Source organism: Citrobacter sp. wls708 (assembly GCF_005281255.1).
Taxonomy (GTDB): domain Bacteria; phylum Pseudomonadota; class Gammaproteobacteria; order Enterobacterales; family Enterobacteriaceae; genus Citrobacter; species Citrobacter werkmanii.
Genome location: NZ_SZXE01000039.1, coordinates 34,438 through 52,397 on the forward strand (window position 1 = coordinate 34,438; position 17,960 = coordinate 52,397).

The window sequence follows — 17,960 nt, forward strand, 5'->3', positions numbered from 1 at the left end:
TTATTACGGGTTCACAAACGTCGACTTAACGCGCTGTGAGCGCTTGAAGTAGGGCACCAGCAGTGCTGCTGCTAACAAAGGGAACAGCAGTTGGCGCACGGCAAAGGCGTCCGGGACGGGTGAAAACGCAAACGCTTTAATCGCCAGTAACACGGAGATCAACAGCCATAAAATATAGTGCTTCGGCACGCAGGTTCTGCGTTTGAAAAACGCAATCGTCAGCCATAACGTGTAATACCACATGGCGATAGCCGTAATAAAAGAGACGCCCCATAACAACAAATTGGTCGTACTTTGCTCACCAAGCGTTTGGAAGGTTTGCGGTGTGGCCAGCGCAGTGACGTAAAGTAACAACGCCAGCGAAGCACTCAACAACGCAACTAACAGCCAGGCCAATGGCCCAAGTAGCCAGCCTCCGATACGTTGTGCCGGTGTGGTAGTCATCTCTTCTCCAGGTTTACGCGCGCGATCAAACATGCCATTCATTTTGGGGCAATTATTATAAAGCTTTTAACGTTGAGCGCTACTTTCTTCTTTATTGCACGTAATGCCAGACTGATTTAGGCACCTGACCGACGTCAAACAGACGACCTCCGGAGATGAGCTCCGCACGACGGTGGTCTGCTGCACGGTACATATTGATAATGTCGTTATCGTCGGTGAGCGTGTAGTTAAGATGATCGAACAGTTTTTCCAGACTTTCGAGTGAACTAATTTTACGGAATTTTAATAAGTAATCCTGAACAGTCATAAAGAGCAATCCATATATAAAATAATACCAACGGAGTAGAAAATATTAAGAAATAAACAACGTGCACAGGTAAAAGCGGATTTGCGCGCAAATGTAAGAAGAGTATGCATACCTGTAAAAAGCAGGCGCTATTTACGCCTGCGGCAAGGTTAGCGCGCTTCGCGATCCCAGGCAATACGCGCGGGAGCGGGATGCGGCATAATTCGCTTTTTTTGACAGAATTGGATCTTTTACAGCCGGACCCAGCAATGCGTAAAGGTGAATTGCGGGTCGAAAAAAGCTGATGACGCTTATTTTTTCTGCACTGCTGCAATTGGCTCCGGTGGCTGGTAATTGTCAATATGATTGGCAATACCCAGCAGGATCACGGAGACCGCAAGAACAATCCAACCTGCTAACTCAATAAGACGATTCATTACTGATGACATTTGCTTTGATTTATCCATAAACACAGGCTGCAAATGTTACTAATCTCTCCATAATACAGCAAGAAGATTGGGAACGATTTCAGCCACTTTTTCGCGGCAAATTCAGCTTAAGAAGCATATGTTTGACTTAAGTTAATAAACAACCTTTGTAGCGCAAAGGTTATTAAACTATTGAGACGTTGCAATGTATGGTGTGAAATAGGTCAGTCTGAATTGAGAGGCAATAACATGAGTGACAACATCCGCGTTGGGCTAATCGGCTATGGTTACGCCAGTAAAACCTTCCATGCCCCCCTGATTGTGGGCACACCAGGCCTGGAACTGGCCGCGGTGTCCAGTAGCGATGAAGCAAAAGTGAAGGCCGACTGGCCTACAGTGACGGTTGTTGCTGAGCCTAAGCACCTTTTTAACGATCCTAATATTGACCTGATTGTGATCCCTACGCCAAATGACACGCACTTCCCGTTAGCGAAGGCCGCACTGGAAGCGGGTAAACATGTGGTTGTTGATAAACCGTTTACCGTGACACTGTCACAAGCTCGTGAGCTGGATGCTCTCGCGCGTAGTCTGGGGCGCGTACTATCCGTTTTCCATAACCGGCGCTGGGACAGTGATTTTCTGACGTTGAAAGCGCTATTGGCGGATGGCGTTTTGGGCGAAGTTGCCTATTTTGAGTCCCACTTCGATCGTTTCCGCCCGCAGGTTCGGGACCGTTGGCGTGAACAGGGCGGTCCGGGCAGCGGTATTTGGTATGATTTAGCGCCACATCTTTTGGATCAAGCGATTAATCTGTTTGGTTTGCCGGTCAGTATGACGGTGGATCTGGCGCAACTGCGTCCGGGCGCGCAATCGACAGATTACTTCCATGCCATTCTGACGTATCCACAGCGTCGTGTGATTCTGCATGGAACCATGCTGGCTGCCGCAGAATCGGCCCGCTATATCGTGCACGGCTCACGCGGTAGCTACGTCAAGTATGGTCTTGACCCACAGGAAGAACGTCTGAAAAATGGCGAGCGCCTGCCTCAGGAAGACTGGGGTTACGACATGCGCGATGGCGTATTGACGCGAGTTGAAGGCGATGAGCGGGTTGAAGAGACCTGGCTGACCGTGCCAGGTAATTACCCGGCGTACTATGCAGGCATCCGTGATGCGCTGAACGGTAATGGTGAAAACCCGGTCCCGGCGAGACAAGCTATCCAGATTATGGAGCTGATTGAGCTTGGCCTTGAGTCCGCAAAACACCGCTCCACGCTTTGCCTTGCCTGATAAGGCACATGCCGGATGGCGGTTGCCCCGGCATTTGCTCCGGCCTACAATGCAACGCCACGTAGGCCGGACAAGCGTCACGCTGCGGCGACTTTCTCGCGCAGCGTACGTTTCTCTTCGTTACTCAGGAATGCCATTTCCAGACCATTGATTTGCGCCTGGCGGATCTGTTCGCGAGTTAAACCTGCGGCAGGAGCGGCAATGGTGTACTCGTGAATAATATCGACACCCTGAACAGCCGGATCGTCCGTATTCAGACTGGCCACAACGCCATGTTCAAGAAATGTTTTCAGCGGATGGGTCGCCAGCGTAGCGACGGTGCTGGTCTGGATGTTCGATGTCAGGCAGGATTCAATGCCGATACGGTGTTCGGCGAGATAATCCATCAATGCGCGATCTTCGACCGCTTTAACACCATGACCAATGCGTTCAGCGCCCAATTCTTTAATGGCCTGCCAGATACTTTCTGGTCCCGCGGCTTCGCCGGCATGGACGGTGATATGCCAGCCTGCATCGCGTGCCAGGTTGAAATGTGACAGGAACAAACTACCCGGGAAGCCCAGTTCGTCACCGGCCAGATCCAGCGCAGTAATATGGTCACGGTGTGCTAACAGCGCATCAAGTTCCTGCAGGCAGGCGGCTTCGCCGAAGGTACGACTCATAATGCCAATTAAACGCGCTTCAACGCCAAAGGCCTTGCAGCCTTCGCGCACGCCTGCAATAACGGCTTCAACCACGCCTGCTACAGGGAGTTGATGGGTCATTGCCATGTAGCCAGGGGAAAAACGTAGCTCAACATAGTGCAGGCCGTTACGTGCGGCATCCTCAATATTTTCAAACGCGACGCGGCGGCAGGCGTCCAGCGAGGCCAGAACCTTTACGCCCAAGTCCAGTTTGGATAAAAAGCTGACCAAATCAGGCTCGGTTGACGTCACTTGCACATGAGGGATCAATGTTTCCAGCGCCTGTGCCGGGAGGGTTAAATTGAACTGGCGACCCAGATCGAGGATCGTTTGGGCACGGATGTTACCATCAAGGTGGCGATGGACGTCGGTTAAGGGGAGAGAAGTATCAATCATGGTCGCACTCGTATTTTTAGGTAAAGTGCAGGGCATTATACAACAGAATCATAATTCTCTAATAACTTTGAATAAAGCGCGCCAACACTTTGTAAAAGGGTCACATTGTGGACATTTATTTCAGATTTTCAATGAGTCAGGCGATCGGCGTGCTATCCTGGTCAATGGTAGCCTTCTCCGTCAGATACTTTGCCGCGAAACACATAGTAGCTCCATGCCGTATACATCAGAATGACCGGAATAATAATAAGTGTGCCAATCAGCATAAACATCTGACTTGCAGGAGGAGCCGCCGCATCCCATAAGGTAATATGCGGCGGAATAATATAGGGCCACAGGCTGATGCCTAAGCCGCTAAAACCCAGAAAGATTAATCCCAGCGTCAGGATAAAAGGTCGTGCATGGCTGGTGTTGTCGCTGCTCAGACGCCAAATCCACAGGCTGAATATCGTCACCAGAATGGGGACCGGCACAAACCAGTAGAAATTAGGTAGCGTGAACCAGCGCTCTGCGATGTATTGCCAGCTAAGGGGGGTCCAGATGCTGACCACGGTAATAACCGCCAGCAGAGCGAGCAAAACATAGCGCGTTAATTTACGCATCCGTTCCTGAAGCGCGCCATCGCTTTTCATTATCAGCCAGGTGGTGCCGAGTAACAGATAGGCGGCAACCAGTCCGAGTCCGCAAAACACATTAAATGGGGTCAACCAATTCAAGGTCGACCCGGCAAAGCGTCGTTCTGCTATATCGAAGCCGTTAATCATGGCGCCAACAACGATACCCTGACTCACGGTCGCCAGCAACGAGCCGCCGGCAAAGGCGTAGTCCCAAAATAGCCGATGCGAAGGCGTGGCTTTAAAGCGAAACTCAAATGCCACGCCGCGAAAAATCAACCCAATTAGCATCATCGTGAGTGGAATTGCCAGTGCGTCAGCAATCACAGCATAAGCCAGAGGGAATGCGCCAAAGAGACCGGCTCCACCGAGCACCAGCCAGGTTTCGTTCCCGTCCCAGACGGGGGCCACGCTGTTCACCATCACATCTCGCTCGCTGGGGGCATGTACAATGCTAAACAACATACCAATGCCCAAATCGAAACCGTCCATTACGATGTACATCAGCGTGGCAAAGACAATGATAATAAACCAGATTACGGTGATATCGATGTCCATCAGATTTTCTCCTCTTCATCCGTTACCGGTTCTGCGGCGGAAAGCGGACGCGCAGGGGTGCCATCGGTTTGTGAGGTCAGTTCACTGACCGGCTGAGGTCCTTTTTTAATCAGCCTGAATATGTAGTGATAACCCACGCCAAAGACGGTGCTATAAACGACGATAAATACCAGCAAACTGATGACCATTTGCGTTGTGCTGTGCAATGAAACGGCATCCCTCGTGCGCAAAAAACCGTATACGACCCAGGGCTGGCGGCCAACTTCCGTGGTCACCCAGCCGGCCAGTAAGGCCAATAGTCCGGCAGGCCCCATCAAAAGCGCAAACCACTGGAATGGGCGGGAATGGTACAGGCGTTTGCGCCAACGTAACCAGACACTGCAGACACCCAGGGCGATCATCAACACGCCCATGCCAACCATGATGCGAAACGACCAAAATACAATTGCGGAGTTGGGGCGATCTTCCTTGGGAAAATCCTTCAGCGCTGGAACCTGCTTGTCCAGGCTATGGGTCAGAATCAGACTGCCCAGCGCAGGGATCGCAAGAGCGTATTTGGTGCGCTCTTCCTCCATGTCAGGCATGCCAAACAGCGTCAACGGCGTTGCCTCTCCGGGGGGATTCTCTCAGTGTCCCTCAATGGCCGCTATTTTCGCAGGCTGATGCTCAAGGGTATTGAGGCCATGCATATCTCCAACAACGGCCTGAATAGGGGCGACAATCAGAGCCATCCACAACGCCATCGAAAACATTTTACGAATGGCAGGGGTATCGTTACCCCGGAGTAAATGCCAGGCGGCAGATGCGCCAACGAACATCGCGCTACTCAGAAAAGCAGCAATCGACATATGCAATAAGCGATACGGAAATGAAGGGTTAAATACGATAGCCAGCCAATCCTGGGGAATGACATGCCCATTTTCGAGGCTAAAACCTTGAGGTGTTTGCATCCAACTGTTGGAAGCCAGGATCCAGAAGGTAGATAGCAACGTGCCCAGCGCCACCATACAGGTGGTGAAGAAATGCAGCGCTGGAGATACTTTATTCCAGCCGAATAACATTACGCCAAGGAAGCCCGCTTCGAGGAAAAAGGCGGTCAGGACTTCATAAAGCAGCAGTGGTCCGGTAATACTGCCGGCAAATTGCGAAAAGCCGCTCCAGTTGGTACCAAACTGATAAGCCATCACCAGGCCGGATACGACGCCCATCCCAAAATTGACGGCGAAGATTTGCAGCCAGAAATTATAGAGCGAGCGCCAGAGATTGTTTCGCGTGCGCAGCCACATCCCCTCCAGCACCACCAGATAGCTGGCCAGTCCAATCGTAATCGCGGGAAAAAGAATATGGAAAGAGACAGTGAAGGCGAACTGAAAACGGGCTAAATAAAAAGCGTCAAGTTCAGGCACGGTACAGACCTCATCCGAGGAAGCTCTGCCTGAAGCAGAGCGTAATGAGATTATTTTTTGGCTACAACGCCGTCAGCGTCAGACCGTAAGAGAAATTGTTCTGTCGTTTGCGGAATATGTTTAATCAGCCAGTCGGCCATCTCACGTTCCTCTGCCAGAATCGTTTCGATAGCGGGGATAGAGGCGGTATCACCGACCTTTTTAGCGGCGGCCAAAAGCGATGTGTAGCAGGCTATTTCAAATTGCTCGAATACATAGCCGCTAATTGCGCCTTTTACAATTTCGTCAGAAGGAAACATGCCGCCAATCGACTGGCCAAAAGCCGCCATTTTACTCATTGAGTCTTTTAATACAGAGCGCGAGATATCGTTTCGATCGAGGATCTCTTCCAGCAGAGTAATTTGCCGTTTTGTTTCATTAATATGTTGCTCAATTCTGGCACGCAAATCAGGATAATTATCGATACGACTCGCCATCGATTCCAGCATTGACTCCGCTTGCTTTTCCATCGCGTGTGCATCGCGTAGCCAGTCATGGTAATGTTCTAAGTGATTCATCGTAATTTCCTCGTGTCAGTATGGTTATCGTTTTTCAGCGTCTTTATTAATGTTACCAACCGCAAGATCGGTTAATTTCAGATCGGTTTGTTTCTCTTCTTCAAGCGTTTCTGCGAGGAGTTTTACGGCTTTTTTATATCCAAGTTGTTCTGCCAGGGTTGCCAGTGTGCCGTAGCTGGCAATTTCATAATGTTCCACTTTCTGTGCGGCTGCGATTAATGCCGCATCGCGTACTTCATTTTTCTCGGTGCTTTCAATAACCTCATTAGCCTCTTCAATTAAGCCTTCCATCGCCACACATTTCATGCGTTTAATCTTAATTCCCGCCTCTTGCTCAACGATTTGGTCAATACGTTCAATTTGCCCCTGAGTTTCTTCCAGGTGGGCATTAAAGGCTTTGCTGAGCTTTTCACTTGATGCGGCTCTGGCGAGTTTAGCCAGTCCGCGCGTTAATTGTTTTTCGGCGCTATAGGTATCTGAAAGTAGGTGAATAAATACGTCTTCAATGCTTTTCATATGCATATTAATATCCTGTAGAGGTTAAAAATAACTGCGAGCCTCATACAGACCCGCAGGACACTCTTTTCATTAAAAGATGAAAATAACGCTAACTATCAGGAGTTGTCAGACTTACGGCCACCACCGTGGCTGCTTTGTCCACCTTTTTTGCCAGCTTCAGATGCGCGTTGCGGATCGTTTTTGAAGTTACCACCGCTATGTTGACCGCCTTTACGGCCCGCTTCTGATGCTTTTTCTCGGTCTTCTGCGAAGTTACCGGAACCACCACGATGCTCTGCCATATATCACCTCATATATCGGTTATGTCAGTCAGATACAAAAAAATAATTTCGTATCCGTCGTTGTTCAAGGCTTAAAGTTAGCGGCTATTTGTATTAAGTCAAATTTAATGTTGATAGGCGAATCAGTCCGTATTGATAATTTTCAATGGATTGCGGTAAATACCGCTTCGCTTATTATGGTTGACGTTTAATTAATAAATTGCTGTAACCGTCTGAGATTTAGAAGGAATAAAGGCATAATTGCCTGATCAGGATTATTCTTGTAAATTTTCTTAAATTATAAATAGATCGCAATAAAACCGAAGCGTTCCGCTCAGTCTTAAAATGACATTATTAAATGTCATGGTATTCATTTTGTTCTACGCTTACTACTCTTTTGGGCAAAAACAATACGGAGCGAAAACATGGTTAACTTAAATAATGAAGGAACCAGCCAAATACGATAATTTTTTACTTTTAAGATGATGACTTAAAGGAGAAAAATGATGAAAGCACTGACTTATCATGGCCCTCATCATGTTAGCGTTGATAATATGCCAGATCCCGGCATAGAAGAGCCGGATGATATCATTCTGCGTGTTACTGCGACAGCTATATGCGGTTCGGACCTGCATCTTTATCGCGGTAAGATCCCTGGAATTCATCATGGCGATATATTTGGTCATGAGTTTATGGGCGAAGTGGTTGAAACGGGATCGCAAGTGACGGCTGTAAGAAAAGGTGATCGCGTGGTGGTACCCTTTGTCATTGCCTGTGGCGAATGTTTTTTCTGTCAACTTCATCAGTATGCCGCGTGTGAAAGCACTAACAGTGGCAACGGCGCAGCGCTGAACCGCAAGAATATCACGCCACCGGCGGCACTGTTTGGCTACAGCGATCTGTACGGCGGTATTCCTGGCGGTCAGGCCGAATATGTTCGGGTGCCAAAAGCGAACACAGGTCCATTCAAAGTGCCGGATACGTTGGCAGATGAAAAGGTTCTTTTTCTGTCTGATATTTTACCGACGGCATGGCAGGCTGTGAAGAATGCCGACATTAAGCCAGGCTCCAGCGTTGCTATCTTTGGCGCTGGACCGGTAGGGTTATTAACAGCTGCCTGTGCTCGTCTCAACGGTGCCGAACAGATATTTATCATTGATCATAACGATTACCGCCTTGAATTTGCACGACAACGCTATGGTGCGATTCCCATTAACTTTGATAAAAACGAGGATCCCGCAAAATGGATTATTGATAACACGGCAGGTCATCGTGGCGTGGATGCGGTGATTGATGCCGTCGGTTTTGAGGCAAAAGGGAGCCTCACTGAAACTGTACTCAGCACATTAAAAATTGAAGGCAGTAGCGGAAAAGCGCTCAGGCAATGCATTGCGGCAGTGCGCCGGGGAGGAATTGTCAGCGTCCCTGGCGTTTACGCCGGTTTTATCCACGGATTCATGTTTGGTGATGCTTTTGATAAGGGATTGACGTTCAAAATGGGGCAGACACATGTGCATGCTTACTTACCTGATCTGCTTAATTTGATAGAGAAGGGATTGCTTACCCCGGAAGAGATTGTGACGCACCATATGCCGCTGGAAGATGCCGCAAGAGGATATGAAATTTTTGAGAAACGGGAAGATGGGTGTCGAAAAGTTATTCTGGTACCGGGAATGAAAGCGGGATTATCCACGGTGAATGATTGACGCTGGCTTAATGGAGGAGGCGTCAGGCTGATAAGGCGCGCAATGAGGTTTTCATTGCGCAAACCTGCTTAACGAATTGTACGGATGGCGTTAATCAATCCCTGAACGCCTTTTTCAAGTTTTGAGCGCGGGCATCCGGCATTCAGGCGCACAAAACCGCGTCCTTCTTTGCCGTAGGTGTATCCTGGCATGATGGCGACTTTCTGCTGGTGGATAAGCGCTTCCTGCAATTCGCGATCATCAATGTTGAGCGGACGCAGGTCAATCCACGCCAGATAGGTAGATTGCGGAACCTGCCAGCTCAGTTCGGGGAATGCGGCATTAAGCTCGCGTGAGACGTAATGCAGGTTGCTGGCAAGGTAATCCCGCAGCGCATCAAGCCAGCTTGCGCCCTGTTGATAGGCGGCAATATGAGCGGTCAGCGCCAGTACCGCCGGCGAGGAAAGACCATCGCGACCTTTTAATGCGCTGAGATAATCGTTACGACTTTGAGCGTCTTCAATCATCCCGTAAGCCCCGGTCAGTGCCGGAATATTAAAACTTTTTGAACCGGAAGTGAGCAGCGCCCAGCTGTCACGTGCGACGTTACTCCAGGGAATATGTGGGTGATCTCCCCATACCATATCCATATGGATCTCATCGGAAATAACTTTTACACCATGGCGCTGACACAGTTCCGCCATGGTTTCCAGCTCATCACGCGTCCACACTTTACCCGTCGGATTTTGTGGGCTACAGAGCAGAAGAATTTTGCTCTCTGGACGAGACAGGGCACTCTCCAGCGCGGCCATGTCGCAGTACCAACCGTCAGTGTGTTTTTCCAGTTCGACAGCGCGCACCACGCGCTGATTACCCTCGATAGCTTTGTAAAACGCGTCGTAAGCCGGAGTGTGGATAACTACCGCATCACCCGCGGAAGACCACTGGCGAATCAGCTCTGACACCATATAGATGACCGAGGGACCATATACCAGCGACTGAGGATCGATTTTGGTATTGTGACGCGTAAGAAACCAGTGCTGAATGGCCGCCAAAAATTCATCATTTTTCCAACGGCTATAACCCAATACGCCATGGGACAGGCGCTGGGTAAGCGCCTCAAGAATGCAGGGGGCAGTGGCAAAATCCATGTCAGAGATGGTGAACGGTAGCAGATCGGCTGAGCCAAAACGGTCGGCGACGTAATCCCATTGGGTACACCAGGTGCCGTGTCTGTCCACAACCTTTGAAAAATCAAACATAGTGTTGTCCTTAAGCCTGTACGGTATTCATCAGAACCGCGATTTCGTCTTTCACTGACTGGACCTGCGGACCAATAACAACCTGGAGGTTATGCTGATTGAGTTGTACTACGCCAATGGCACGATTGTCCTTCAGAGCTTGTACGTTAACAAGCGACATATCTTTTACTGACAAGCGCAAACGAGTAATGCAGTTATCCAGGCTAACAATGTTTTCCGCGCCGCCCAACGCCGCCAGAATAGCTGGCACGTTGTATCCCGATTTACCTGGCGCTCCAGCCATCACTTTTTCGATAGTGCTGGCCATTTCGACTTCGCGACCCGGTGTCTTCAGATTGAAGCGCGTGATGGCGAAGCGGAAGATAACGTAATACACCGCGAACCAGATAGCTGCGACGACAGGGACCAGATACCACTTGGTAGACAATCCATGCAGGATGCCGAACACCACGAAGTCGATCAGGTTACCGTCAGTATTACCGATGGTAACGCCAAGCACCGCCATCACGGTGAAGCCGAGGCCGGTAAGCAAAGCGTGGATCACATACAGAACCGGGGCCACGAACAGGAACAAGAACTCAAGAGGTTCGGTCGTACCACCAATGACACAGGCAATCAGACCGGAAATTAATAACCCTTTAATTTTATGACGATTCTCTGGACGTGCGCAGTGATACATCGCTAACGCTGCACCCGGTAACCCGCCGAGGAACGCTGGCATTTTACCCTGGGACAGGAAGCGGGTTGCGCTTTCAGAGAAGCCTTGGGTTGTCGGGCAGCTCAATTGAGCCTGGAAAATAGTCAGTGCGCCGCTCACGCTATGACCACAGACTTCCTGCGTGCCGCCGGCTTCGGTAAAGCGAATCAATGCCACCAGAATATGATGCAGGCCAAAAGGCAGCAACAGACGTTCGCCGGTGCCAAACAGCATAGGACCAAATTCACCTGCACTGTTGATGATGTGACCGAGTCCGGTAATGCCCATGGCGAAAACCGGCCAAATCAGGGGAATGACCAGACCGACCAGGCCCATCACTACCGAGGAGATGATGGGAACGAAGCGAGTGCCGCCGAAGAAGGCGAGAGCATCCGGCAGACGAATGTTATGGAAGCGTTCATGCAGCATCCAGACGATGATCCCGGCGATGACGGCGCCGAGGATCCCGGTGTCGATCGACTGGATCCCCAGAATATTTTGCACGTTGTTGGCTTTCAGGATCGCCGCATCAGTGGTGGGTAAGATACCTTTTGCGGTTAACCAGAAGTTGACGGCAAGGTTCATTACCGCGTAACCGACAAAACCAGCAAACGCCGCCACACCTTTGTTCTCGCGCGCCAGGCCAAGAGGAATGGCAATACAGAACATCACCGGTAGGAAGCTAAACGCAAATGAGCCAACCTTGCTCATCCAGGTAAAGATGGCCTGTAGCACCGGATTTCCTAACGCCGGGATTAACGTTAAGACATCGTGGCTGCTTAACGAACTGCCGATCCCTAACATGATCCCGCAAAATGAGAGCAGAGCCACGGGCAACATAAAAGTTTTGCCCAACTGCTGGAAAAATTCCCATAACGTTATTTTTGGTGTGGTTCTCGTCGTCATTAAACGACTCCTTGTTAAATCAGGCTGGCTAATGATGGCGAGAAGATAAAACGTTTTACCTAATTATAGTGCGGTATAAATCACATTATCGAACGATAATAGGGGGTATAAATATAAGTGATTGATAAAACGTTTTATCCGTCACGTTATCAGGGAGTTTTCTGTTTTTATGGCTATAGCCAAAAAAATAACGATCCATGATGTTGCGCTGGCTGCGGGTGTTTCGGTCAGTACCGTCTCATTGGTACTCAGTGGCAAAGGACGTATTTCATCAGCAACCGGTGAACGGGTAAATGCTGCCATTGAGCAACTGGGGTTTGTGCGTAATCGACAAGCATCAGCCCTGCGCGGTGGGCAGAGCGGGGTAGTGGGGTTGATCGTGCGCGATCTTTCTACGCCGTTTTACGCCGAGCTAACGGCGGGGCTGACGGAAGCATTAGAAGCCCAGGGGCGCATGGTCTTCTTACTGCATGGCGGTAAAGACGGCGAACAGCTGACACAGCGCTTCACCCTGTTACTTAATCAAGGGGTTGATGGCGTGGTGATCGCCGGGGCCGCAGGCAGCAGTGACGCGCTACAGCAACTGGCCGCTGAGAAAGGGATCCCGGTGGTGTTTGCGTCACGCGCCAGCTATATGGATGACGTTGACACCGTCAGACCTGATAACATGCAGGCCGCGCAACTTCTGGTTGAACAACTGATACGTCATGGGCATCAGCGCATTGCCTGGCTGGGCGGGCAAAGCTCTTCATTAACCCGGGCAGAGCGCGTCGGCGGCTATTGTGCGACATTGTTGAAGTATGGTTTGCCATTTCATAGCGACTGGGTGCTGGAGTGTTCATCCAGCCAAAAGCAGGCCGCGGAAGAGGTGACGGCGCTGTTACGCCGGAATCCCACAATCAGTGCGGTGGTGTGCTACAACGAAACCATTGCCGTAGGCGCCTGGTTTGGCCTGATGAGAGCAGGGCGACAGAGTGGTGAAACAGGCGTAGATCGCTACTTTGAACAGCAAATATCCTTGGCCGGATTTGCCGATGTGGCGGAAAGCGCGCTGGATGATATTCCCATTATTTGGGCCTGCACGCCTGCCCGTGAAATGGGATACACCCTTGCGGAACGCATGCTACAACGCATTGGCCACGATGAAAGCCATTCGCGCAATCTGACGCTTGCCGCCCGACTGGTCGTCGCGAAATAAAAAAAGCCCGATAAGCAAAGTTATCGGGCCTGTCGTAAGGGATATTTACTGTTGCGGGGCAGCAGGCGCGTCCGGCTCAGCAAAGGTAGGCATACCGAACATGCCAACAAACTCATCCAGCGACATTTTCTGTCCGTTCAGTGTTACCTGACCGTTCGCATATTGCAGGCTGGAACCGATAACGTTGTCCTGCAGCGTCGTAATACGGAACATCTGACCCATCGCCGCGAGGCCATTAACCTGCTGCTTCGCCAGACCCGCCGCTTCTTCCTGCTGATATCCTTCCAGTTTGGCAATCTGCGTCATGAATTCAGTCGCCATGTCGACAGGGATCGTCAGCTTAGCGTCCAGTGATTTGACGGAGCGATCCACTTCCTGGGCCAGCGTTTGCGGCTCCACGGTGTTAGCGGTCGGATCTTTCAGCAGTAGAGACAGATTAAAGGCGGTTTCACCTTTCGCATTTTTCCAGCTCAGTGGCGCAATGGTGATAACCGGTTCGCCTTTCATCAGAATCGGCAGGGCATTAAAGAAGGCTTCGGTGACTTTCTGCTGATATAGCTCCGGGTTTTGCACCACATCTACCTGTGACATCAACGCCTTGGTCTGGGCGCTATACTGCTGACTGAACTGGTGCAGGGCTTCACCATCAATCTGACCCACTTTCAGCGTCAGTTTGCCGCTACCCATATCCTGGCCCTGCAGTTTAAGGCTGTTCAGAGTGTAATCCAGCTGGCTGTTAACGGTTTTACCCTCGTTGATCAGATCGGATTTACCATCGATACCCATGCCTTCCAGAACCGCCAACTCTTTACCCTCGACTGAAATTGACAGTTTTTCGAGTGACAACTTCTGGTCGCCAATACGCTCACCAAAGCTGGCGATACTGCTGGAACCTTCAGTTTTCAGGTTATTGAAGGTAATTTGTACCTTCTGGTTGTACTCATTGACCGCATTAACCAGACCACTTTGCGCATCGCCAGTCAGCGAAACCGCATTACCGTCTTTGTCAGCCGTAAACTGGAATTCCCCGCCGCTGAAGGCCACTTTTTCATCGCCATTCTCGTAGTTCAGCGGTTTGAGGGAGAGATCGGAGCGGGTATCGCCGCTGTAACCGATACGGGAGTTAATGATGAATGGCGTTTCACCTTTGGCAATGTCGAACAGTGGTTTGGTGACGTCGTTATTCACCAACGTTGTTTTCACCGAGGCCATAGCGGGAACCAGATTCAGCGACTTCAGCTGTGCCAGTGGGAAAGGGCCGTGATCAACCGTTTCATTAAGGACGATGCTTTGCCCCGGCTTCAGCCAGGAATCTTGCTGCCCGGTGATGGGTTTAACCACCAGTTGCAGTTGGCTATTGAACACGCCGCGCTGATAGTTTTGATAACTCAGTTCAATTCCCGCCTCAGGGGAGTAGCGTTTCAACTGATTGTTTGCCTGTGTCACCATCTCGGCGAGATGCGTTTCGAGTTTTTTACCTGTGTACCAGGCGCCGCCCGTCCAGACGATACCCAGTGCAACCACTACACCCGCAGCTACCAGCGATTTTTTCATTTTGATATCCATAAAATAAAACCAGGCGTTTGAAGACGCCTGGAGGAGTGACTTGTCTTTAACTCACTACAGCTTAGCAAGAGTTGTTAAAAATATCAGTATCTTGCTACAGCTTGTTATAAACCCGAGCTAAACGGCCCTTGCCGCTGACGTTGACCGGCGATTCATTCGCACTAATAAAGGCCGACTCACCCGGCTGCAGTACCAGACGCTGCTCACCTTTGCTCAACACGGCTTCACCCTCAATGCAGAACAGAATTGCGGCGCTTTGCTGGCCGATCTCTGCGCCAGTGGCCGTTAACTCATGTAGAGAAAACGCGAAATCGTCGACCGGAATGGGGAAGTCCAGTTCGCCATCCGTCTTAACCGGTGTGGTCAGCAACTGGTTTGCAGGTTTAGCGACAAATTTAACGTTGGCGACCAGTTCCGGGATATCAATATATTTTGGCGTCAGTCCGGCGCGCAGCACGTTATCTGAGTTCGCCATCACCTCCAGCGCCACACCCTGCAGGTAGGCGTGCGGGGTTTCAGCAAACAAGAACATGGCCTCGCCGGGATTGAGTTTAACCACGTTGAGCAGCAGTGGGGAAAAGAGTCCGCTGTCGTTAGGGTAGAAGTCGGCGATCAGGCGGATGGTTTGCCAGGGTTCACCCTGCTGGCTGTTTAGCGCCGATTTCAGGATCGCCAGAGCATGGGATTTCTCCTCATCCTGCATATTCAGCAAACTGGCGAATAGATAGCTCAGACGCTCTGCACTCGGCTCCTGCAGGAAATGCGCAATAGCCGGATGCGCGGCGGAAACGGGTTGTAACAAGGCAACAATTTCGGAGAACTCACGAAATGCGTTCATTGCCAGGAAAGGCGTCAAAGCAAAAACCAGTTCTGGTTTGTGGTTAGGATCTTTGTAGTTGCGCTCGGCGGCATCCATTGGGATCCCGGCGGCGTTTTCTTTGGCAAACCCGATTTCAGAATTGTGCTTGTTAGGATGAACCTGAATCGAAAGGGGTTGCGCGGCGCAGAGCACTTTAAACAGGAAGGGCAGTTCACCAAAGCGTTTGGCAACGGCATCACCTAATAGCGCGGATTTATCGCGTTCAATAACGTCGCGCAAAGCAACCGTCTGACCATCAGCGCTCTGAACCTGCGAACTGCTTTTTGGGTGCGCCCCCATCCAAAGTTCAGCCATCGGTTGCTGAGTTGGGTTGGCAATCCCATAAAGTTCCGTTAACGCAGTTTTACTTCCCCAGGCGTAGTTCTGCACTGAGTTGATGAGTTTTTGCATTCTCAAGCCCTGTTTGAATGTGGAATTTTCTCTGGCTATTAAACCAAGAAACCCTGAGGGAAGTAACCTGCGCATGTAAAAAGTCGTACTTGTCTCAGTTTTTGTTAAAAAATTGTGTAGGATATGGTGACTCGCTTTTAATACCCTGAGTATTTCCGGTTGCAGAAAGCCTTGCTTTCTCCAACCCGACTTATGGCAGGGCAGCAGGGCAATGGAACATCTGCCCAGAGAATAACCAGACCTAGCAGTAAGTGAGAGCACAATGTCAAACAAACCCTTTCATTATCAGCATCCTTTCCCGCTTAAAAAGGATGATACCGAATACTATCTGCTGACCAGCGACTATGTCTCCGTTGTCGAATTCGAAGGGCAGGAGGTTATTAAAGTCGCGCCGCAAGCGCTAACCCTGCTGGCTCGTCAGGCTTTTCATGATGCGTCGTTTATGCTGCGTCCTGCACATCAGCAGCAGGTTGCTGATATCCTGCGTGACCCTGAGGCCAGCGAAAACGACAAATATGTGGCCCTGCAATTCCTGCGTAACTCCGACATCGCGGCGAAAGGTATTTTGCCGACCTGTCAGGATACCGGCACAGCGATAATCGTGGGTAAAAAAGGTCAGCGTGTCTGGACCGGCGGCGGAGATGAAGCGGCACTGGCACGAGGGGTCTATAACACCTACATCGAAGACAACCTGCGCTATTCGCAAAACGCCGCGCTGGATATGTATACAGAAGTGAACACTGGCACTAACCTGCCGGCGCAGATCGATCTGTATACCGTTGACGGCGATGAATACAAATTCTTGTGTATTGCTAAAGGCGGTGGTTCGGCAAACAAAACCTATCTGTACCAGGAAACCAAAGCGCTGCTCACGCCGGGCAAATTAAAAAATTACCTGGTCGAGAAGATGCGTACGCTGGGAACAGCGGCTTGTCCGCCGTATCATATCGCGTTTGTTATTGGTGGAACGTCGGCGGAAGCGACGCTGAAAACCGTCAAGTTGGCTTCGGCGAAATACTACGACGAACTGCCGACCGAAGGTAACGAGCATGGTCAGGCATTCCGCGATGTGGAGCTGGAAAAAGAACTGTTGATAGAAGCGCAGAATTTGGGGCTGGGCGCGCAGTTTGGTGGGAAGTACTTCGCTCATGATATTCGCGTGATCCGTCTGCCGCGTCACGGCGCGTCGTGTCCGGTTGGTATGGGGGTTTCTTGCTCCGCCGATCGAAATATCAAAGCTAAGATCAACCGTGAAGGCATTTGGATCGAAAAACTGGAGCATAATCCTGGTAAATATATCCCAGAAGAGCTGCGCCAGGCGGGCGAAGGCGAAGCGGTGCGCGTTGACCTCAATCGGCCGATGAAAGAGATCCTGGCCCAGTTGTCGCAGTACCCGGTGTCCACGCGTCTGTCGCTCAACGGAACCATTATTGTTGGACGTGATATTGCGCATGCGAAACTGAAAGAACGTCTGGATAACGGTGAAAGTTTGCCGCAATATGTTAAAGATCACCCGATCTATTACGCCGGTCCGGCAAAAACGCCGGAAGGCTATGCCTCTGGTTCACTTGGCCCAACTACAGCCGGACGTATGGACTCATATGTCGACCAGCTTCAGGCCGCGGGCGGCAGTATGATCATGCTGGCGAAAGGCAACCGCAGCCAGCAGGTGACCGATGCCTGCCATAAGCACGGCGGCTTCTACTTAGGTAGCATTGGCGGCCCCGCAGCGGTGCTTGCCCAGGGCAGTATCAAGAGTCTGGAATGCGTGGAATATCCTGAACTGGGGATGGAAGCCATCTGGAAAATTGAAGTGGAAGATTTCCCGGCGTTTATCCTGGTGGATGACAAAGGTAATGATTTCTTCAAGCAAATTCAGACGTCGCAGTGCGCACGCTGCGTTAAGTAACGTCAGCCGCCCTTAGGGGCGGTTTT

Annotated in this window: 16 protein-coding genes and 1 pseudogene; 4 read left to right on the plus strand and 13 right to left on the minus strand. The window is 50.6% G+C overall.

Annotation, left to right across the window (positions count from 1 at the left end):
* Positions 1-3: 3 nt before the first annotated feature.
* The 3 genes from FDW97_RS20800 to blr form a co-directional block, all read right to left on the minus strand.
* Positions 4-444, minus strand: coding sequence for a DUF2569 domain-containing protein (locus FDW97_RS20800; protein WP_038640418.1), 441 nt, complete (start codon positions 442-444; stop codon positions 4-6).
* A 91-nt stretch (positions 445-535) separates the two neighbouring features.
* Positions 536-751, minus strand: a complete 216-nt coding sequence (gene ydgT, locus FDW97_RS20805) for a transcription modulator YdgT (RefSeq protein ID WP_008784684.1) — start codon at positions 749-751, stop codon at positions 536-538.
* Positions 752-1,041: 290 nt separating this feature from the next.
* Positions 1,042-1,167, minus strand: coding sequence for a division septum protein Blr (blr, locus tag FDW97_RS20810; RefSeq protein ID WP_038643149.1), 126 nt, complete (start codon positions 1,165-1,167; stop codon positions 1,042-1,044).
* A gap of 240 nt (positions 1,168-1,407) precedes the next feature.
* Here blr and FDW97_RS20815 point away from each other — a divergent pair, with 240 nt between their 5' ends.
* Positions 1,408-2,448, plus strand: coding sequence for an oxidoreductase (locus FDW97_RS20815; RefSeq protein ID WP_038640423.1), 1,041 nt, complete (start codon positions 1,408-1,410; stop codon positions 2,446-2,448).
* A 77-nt stretch (positions 2,449-2,525) separates the two neighbouring features.
* Here FDW97_RS20815 and add read toward each other — a convergent pair whose 3' ends face one another.
* The 6 genes and pseudogenes from add to FDW97_RS20845 all read right to left on the minus strand — a co-directional run bounded on the left by add (position 2,526) and on the right by FDW97_RS20845 (position 7,462).
* Positions 2,526-3,527 (minus strand): adenosine deaminase, encoded by a 1,002-nt coding sequence (gene add / locus FDW97_RS20820; RefSeq protein ID WP_137351562.1) that lies wholly within the window; start codon positions 3,525-3,527, stop codon positions 2,526-2,528.
* Positions 3,528-3,688: 161 nt separating this feature from the next.
* Positions 3,689-4,699 carry a cytochrome d ubiquinol oxidase subunit II gene (gene cydB, locus FDW97_RS20825; RefSeq protein WP_137351563.1) on the minus strand — a complete coding sequence of 337 codons (1,011 nt, stop codon included), beginning with the start codon at positions 4,697-4,699 and terminating at the stop codon, positions 3,689-3,691.
* Positions 4,699-6,105 (minus strand): annotated as a pseudogene (locus FDW97_RS20830) (cytochrome ubiquinol oxidase subunit I). The gene cydB and the pseudogene FDW97_RS20830 overlap by 1 nt, the downstream one beginning before the upstream one ends.
* A gap of 50 nt (positions 6,106-6,155) precedes the next feature.
* Positions 6,156-6,662, minus strand: coding sequence for a ferritin-like domain-containing protein (locus FDW97_RS20835; protein WP_038640433.1), 507 nt, complete (start codon positions 6,660-6,662; stop codon positions 6,156-6,158).
* A 24-nt stretch (positions 6,663-6,686) separates the two neighbouring features.
* On the minus strand, positions 6,687-7,184 hold the full coding sequence (locus FDW97_RS20840; protein WP_137351564.1) for a ferritin-like domain-containing protein: 498 nt from the start codon (positions 7,182-7,184) through the stop codon (positions 6,687-6,689).
* Between the two features lie 92 nt (positions 7,185-7,276).
* A complete protein-coding gene (locus tag FDW97_RS20845) occupies positions 7,277-7,462 on the minus strand; it encodes a general stress protein (RefSeq protein WP_006684659.1) in 186 nt (61 codons plus the stop codon).
* A gap of 485 nt (positions 7,463-7,947) precedes the next feature.
* Between FDW97_RS20845 and FDW97_RS20850 the strand changes: the two genes are divergently transcribed.
* On the plus strand, positions 7,948-9,147 hold the full coding sequence (locus FDW97_RS20850; protein ID WP_137351587.1) for a zinc-dependent alcohol dehydrogenase: 1,200 nt from the start codon (positions 7,948-7,950) through the stop codon (positions 9,145-9,147).
* 68 nt (positions 9,148-9,215) lie between these two features.
* Here FDW97_RS20850 and FDW97_RS20855 read toward each other — a convergent pair whose 3' ends face one another.
* Together FDW97_RS20855 and malX are read right to left on the minus strand one after the other, a co-directional pair.
* Positions 9,216-10,388 (minus strand): MalY/PatB family protein, encoded by a 1,173-nt coding sequence (locus FDW97_RS20855; RefSeq protein ID WP_137351565.1) that lies wholly within the window; start codon positions 10,386-10,388, stop codon positions 9,216-9,218.
* Between the two features lie 10 nt (positions 10,389-10,398).
* Positions 10,399-11,991, minus strand: coding sequence for a maltose/glucose-specific PTS transporter subunit IIBC (gene malX / locus FDW97_RS20860; RefSeq protein WP_038640441.1), 1,593 nt, complete (start codon positions 11,989-11,991; stop codon positions 10,399-10,401).
* Between the two features lie 169 nt (positions 11,992-12,160).
* Between malX and FDW97_RS20865 the strand changes: the two genes are divergently transcribed.
* Entirely contained in the window at positions 12,161-13,189 is a 1,029-nt protein-coding gene (locus tag FDW97_RS20865) for a Mal regulon transcriptional regulator MalI (protein ID WP_038640443.1), read from the plus strand.
* A gap of 45 nt (positions 13,190-13,234) precedes the next feature.
* On the opposite strand, the gene FDW97_RS20870 is transcribed toward FDW97_RS20865, so the two are convergent.
* Positions 13,235-14,743 carry a YdgA family protein gene (locus tag FDW97_RS20870; RefSeq protein ID WP_121530007.1) on the minus strand — a complete coding sequence of 503 codons (1,509 nt, stop codon included), beginning with the start codon at positions 14,741-14,743 and terminating at the stop codon, positions 13,235-13,237.
* Positions 14,744-14,849: 106 nt separating this feature from the next.
* Positions 14,850-16,025: a mannose-6-phosphate isomerase gene (manA, locus tag FDW97_RS20875; RefSeq protein WP_087856361.1), complete on the minus strand. Its 1,176-nt coding sequence runs from the start codon at positions 16,023-16,025 to the stop codon at positions 14,850-14,852.
* A 262-nt stretch (positions 16,026-16,287) separates the two neighbouring features.
* On the opposite strand from manA, the gene fumB reads away from it, so the two are divergent.
* On the plus strand, positions 16,288-17,934 hold the full coding sequence (gene fumB / locus FDW97_RS20880) for a class I fumarate hydratase (protein ID WP_137351566.1): 1,647 nt from the start codon (positions 16,288-16,290) through the stop codon (positions 17,932-17,934).
* The last annotated feature ends 26 nt before the right edge of the window (positions 17,935-17,960 follow it).

Bases quoted from the DNA above. Each gene is read 5' to 3' on its own strand.
- FDW97_RS20800 (WP_038640418.1), bottom strand. From the start codon at position 444: ATGACTACCACACCGGCACAACGTATCGGAGGCTGGCTACTTGGGCCA.
- ydgT (WP_008784684.1), bottom strand. From the start codon at position 751: ATGACTGTTCAGGATTACTTATTAAAATTCCGTAAAATTAGTTCACTC.
- blr (WP_038643149.1), bottom strand. From the start codon at position 1,167: ATGAATCGTCTTATTGAGTTAGCAGGTTGGATTGTTCTTGCGGTCTCC.
- FDW97_RS20815 (WP_038640423.1), top strand. From the start codon at position 1,408: ATGAGTGACAACATCCGCGTTGGGCTAATCGGCTATGGTTACGCCAGT.
- add (WP_137351562.1), bottom strand. From the start codon at position 3,527: ATGATTGATACTTCTCTCCCCTTAACCGACGTCCATCGCCACCTTGAT.
- cydB (WP_137351563.1), bottom strand. From the start codon at position 4,699: ATGGACATCGATATCACCGTAATCTGGTTTATTATCATTGTCTTTGCC.
- FDW97_RS20835 (WP_038640433.1), bottom strand. From the start codon at position 6,662: ATGAATCACTTAGAACATTACCATGACTGGCTACGCGATGCACACGCG.
- FDW97_RS20840 (WP_137351564.1), bottom strand. From the start codon at position 7,184: ATGCATATGAAAAGCATTGAAGACGTATTTATTCACCTACTTTCAGAT.
- FDW97_RS20845 (WP_006684659.1), bottom strand. From the start codon at position 7,462: ATGGCAGAGCATCGTGGTGGTTCCGGTAACTTCGCAGAAGACCGAGAA.
- FDW97_RS20850 (WP_137351587.1), top strand. From the start codon at position 7,948: ATGAAAGCACTGACTTATCATGGCCCTCATCATGTTAGCGTTGATAAT.
- FDW97_RS20855 (WP_137351565.1), bottom strand. From the start codon at position 10,388: ATGTTTGATTTTTCAAAGGTTGTGGACAGACACGGCACCTGGTGTACC.
- malX (WP_038640441.1), bottom strand. From the start codon at position 11,991: ATGACGACGAGAACCACACCAAAAATAACGTTATGGGAATTTTTCCAG.
- FDW97_RS20865 (WP_038640443.1), top strand. From the start codon at position 12,161: ATGGCTATAGCCAAAAAAATAACGATCCATGATGTTGCGCTGGCTGCG.
- FDW97_RS20870 (WP_121530007.1), bottom strand. From the start codon at position 14,743: ATGAAAAAATCGCTGGTAGCTGCGGGTGTAGTGGTTGCACTGGGTATC.
- manA (WP_087856361.1), bottom strand. From the start codon at position 16,025: ATGCAAAAACTCATCAACTCAGTGCAGAACTACGCCTGGGGAAGTAAA.
- fumB (WP_137351566.1), top strand. From the start codon at position 16,288: ATGTCAAACAAACCCTTTCATTATCAGCATCCTTTCCCGCTTAAAAAG.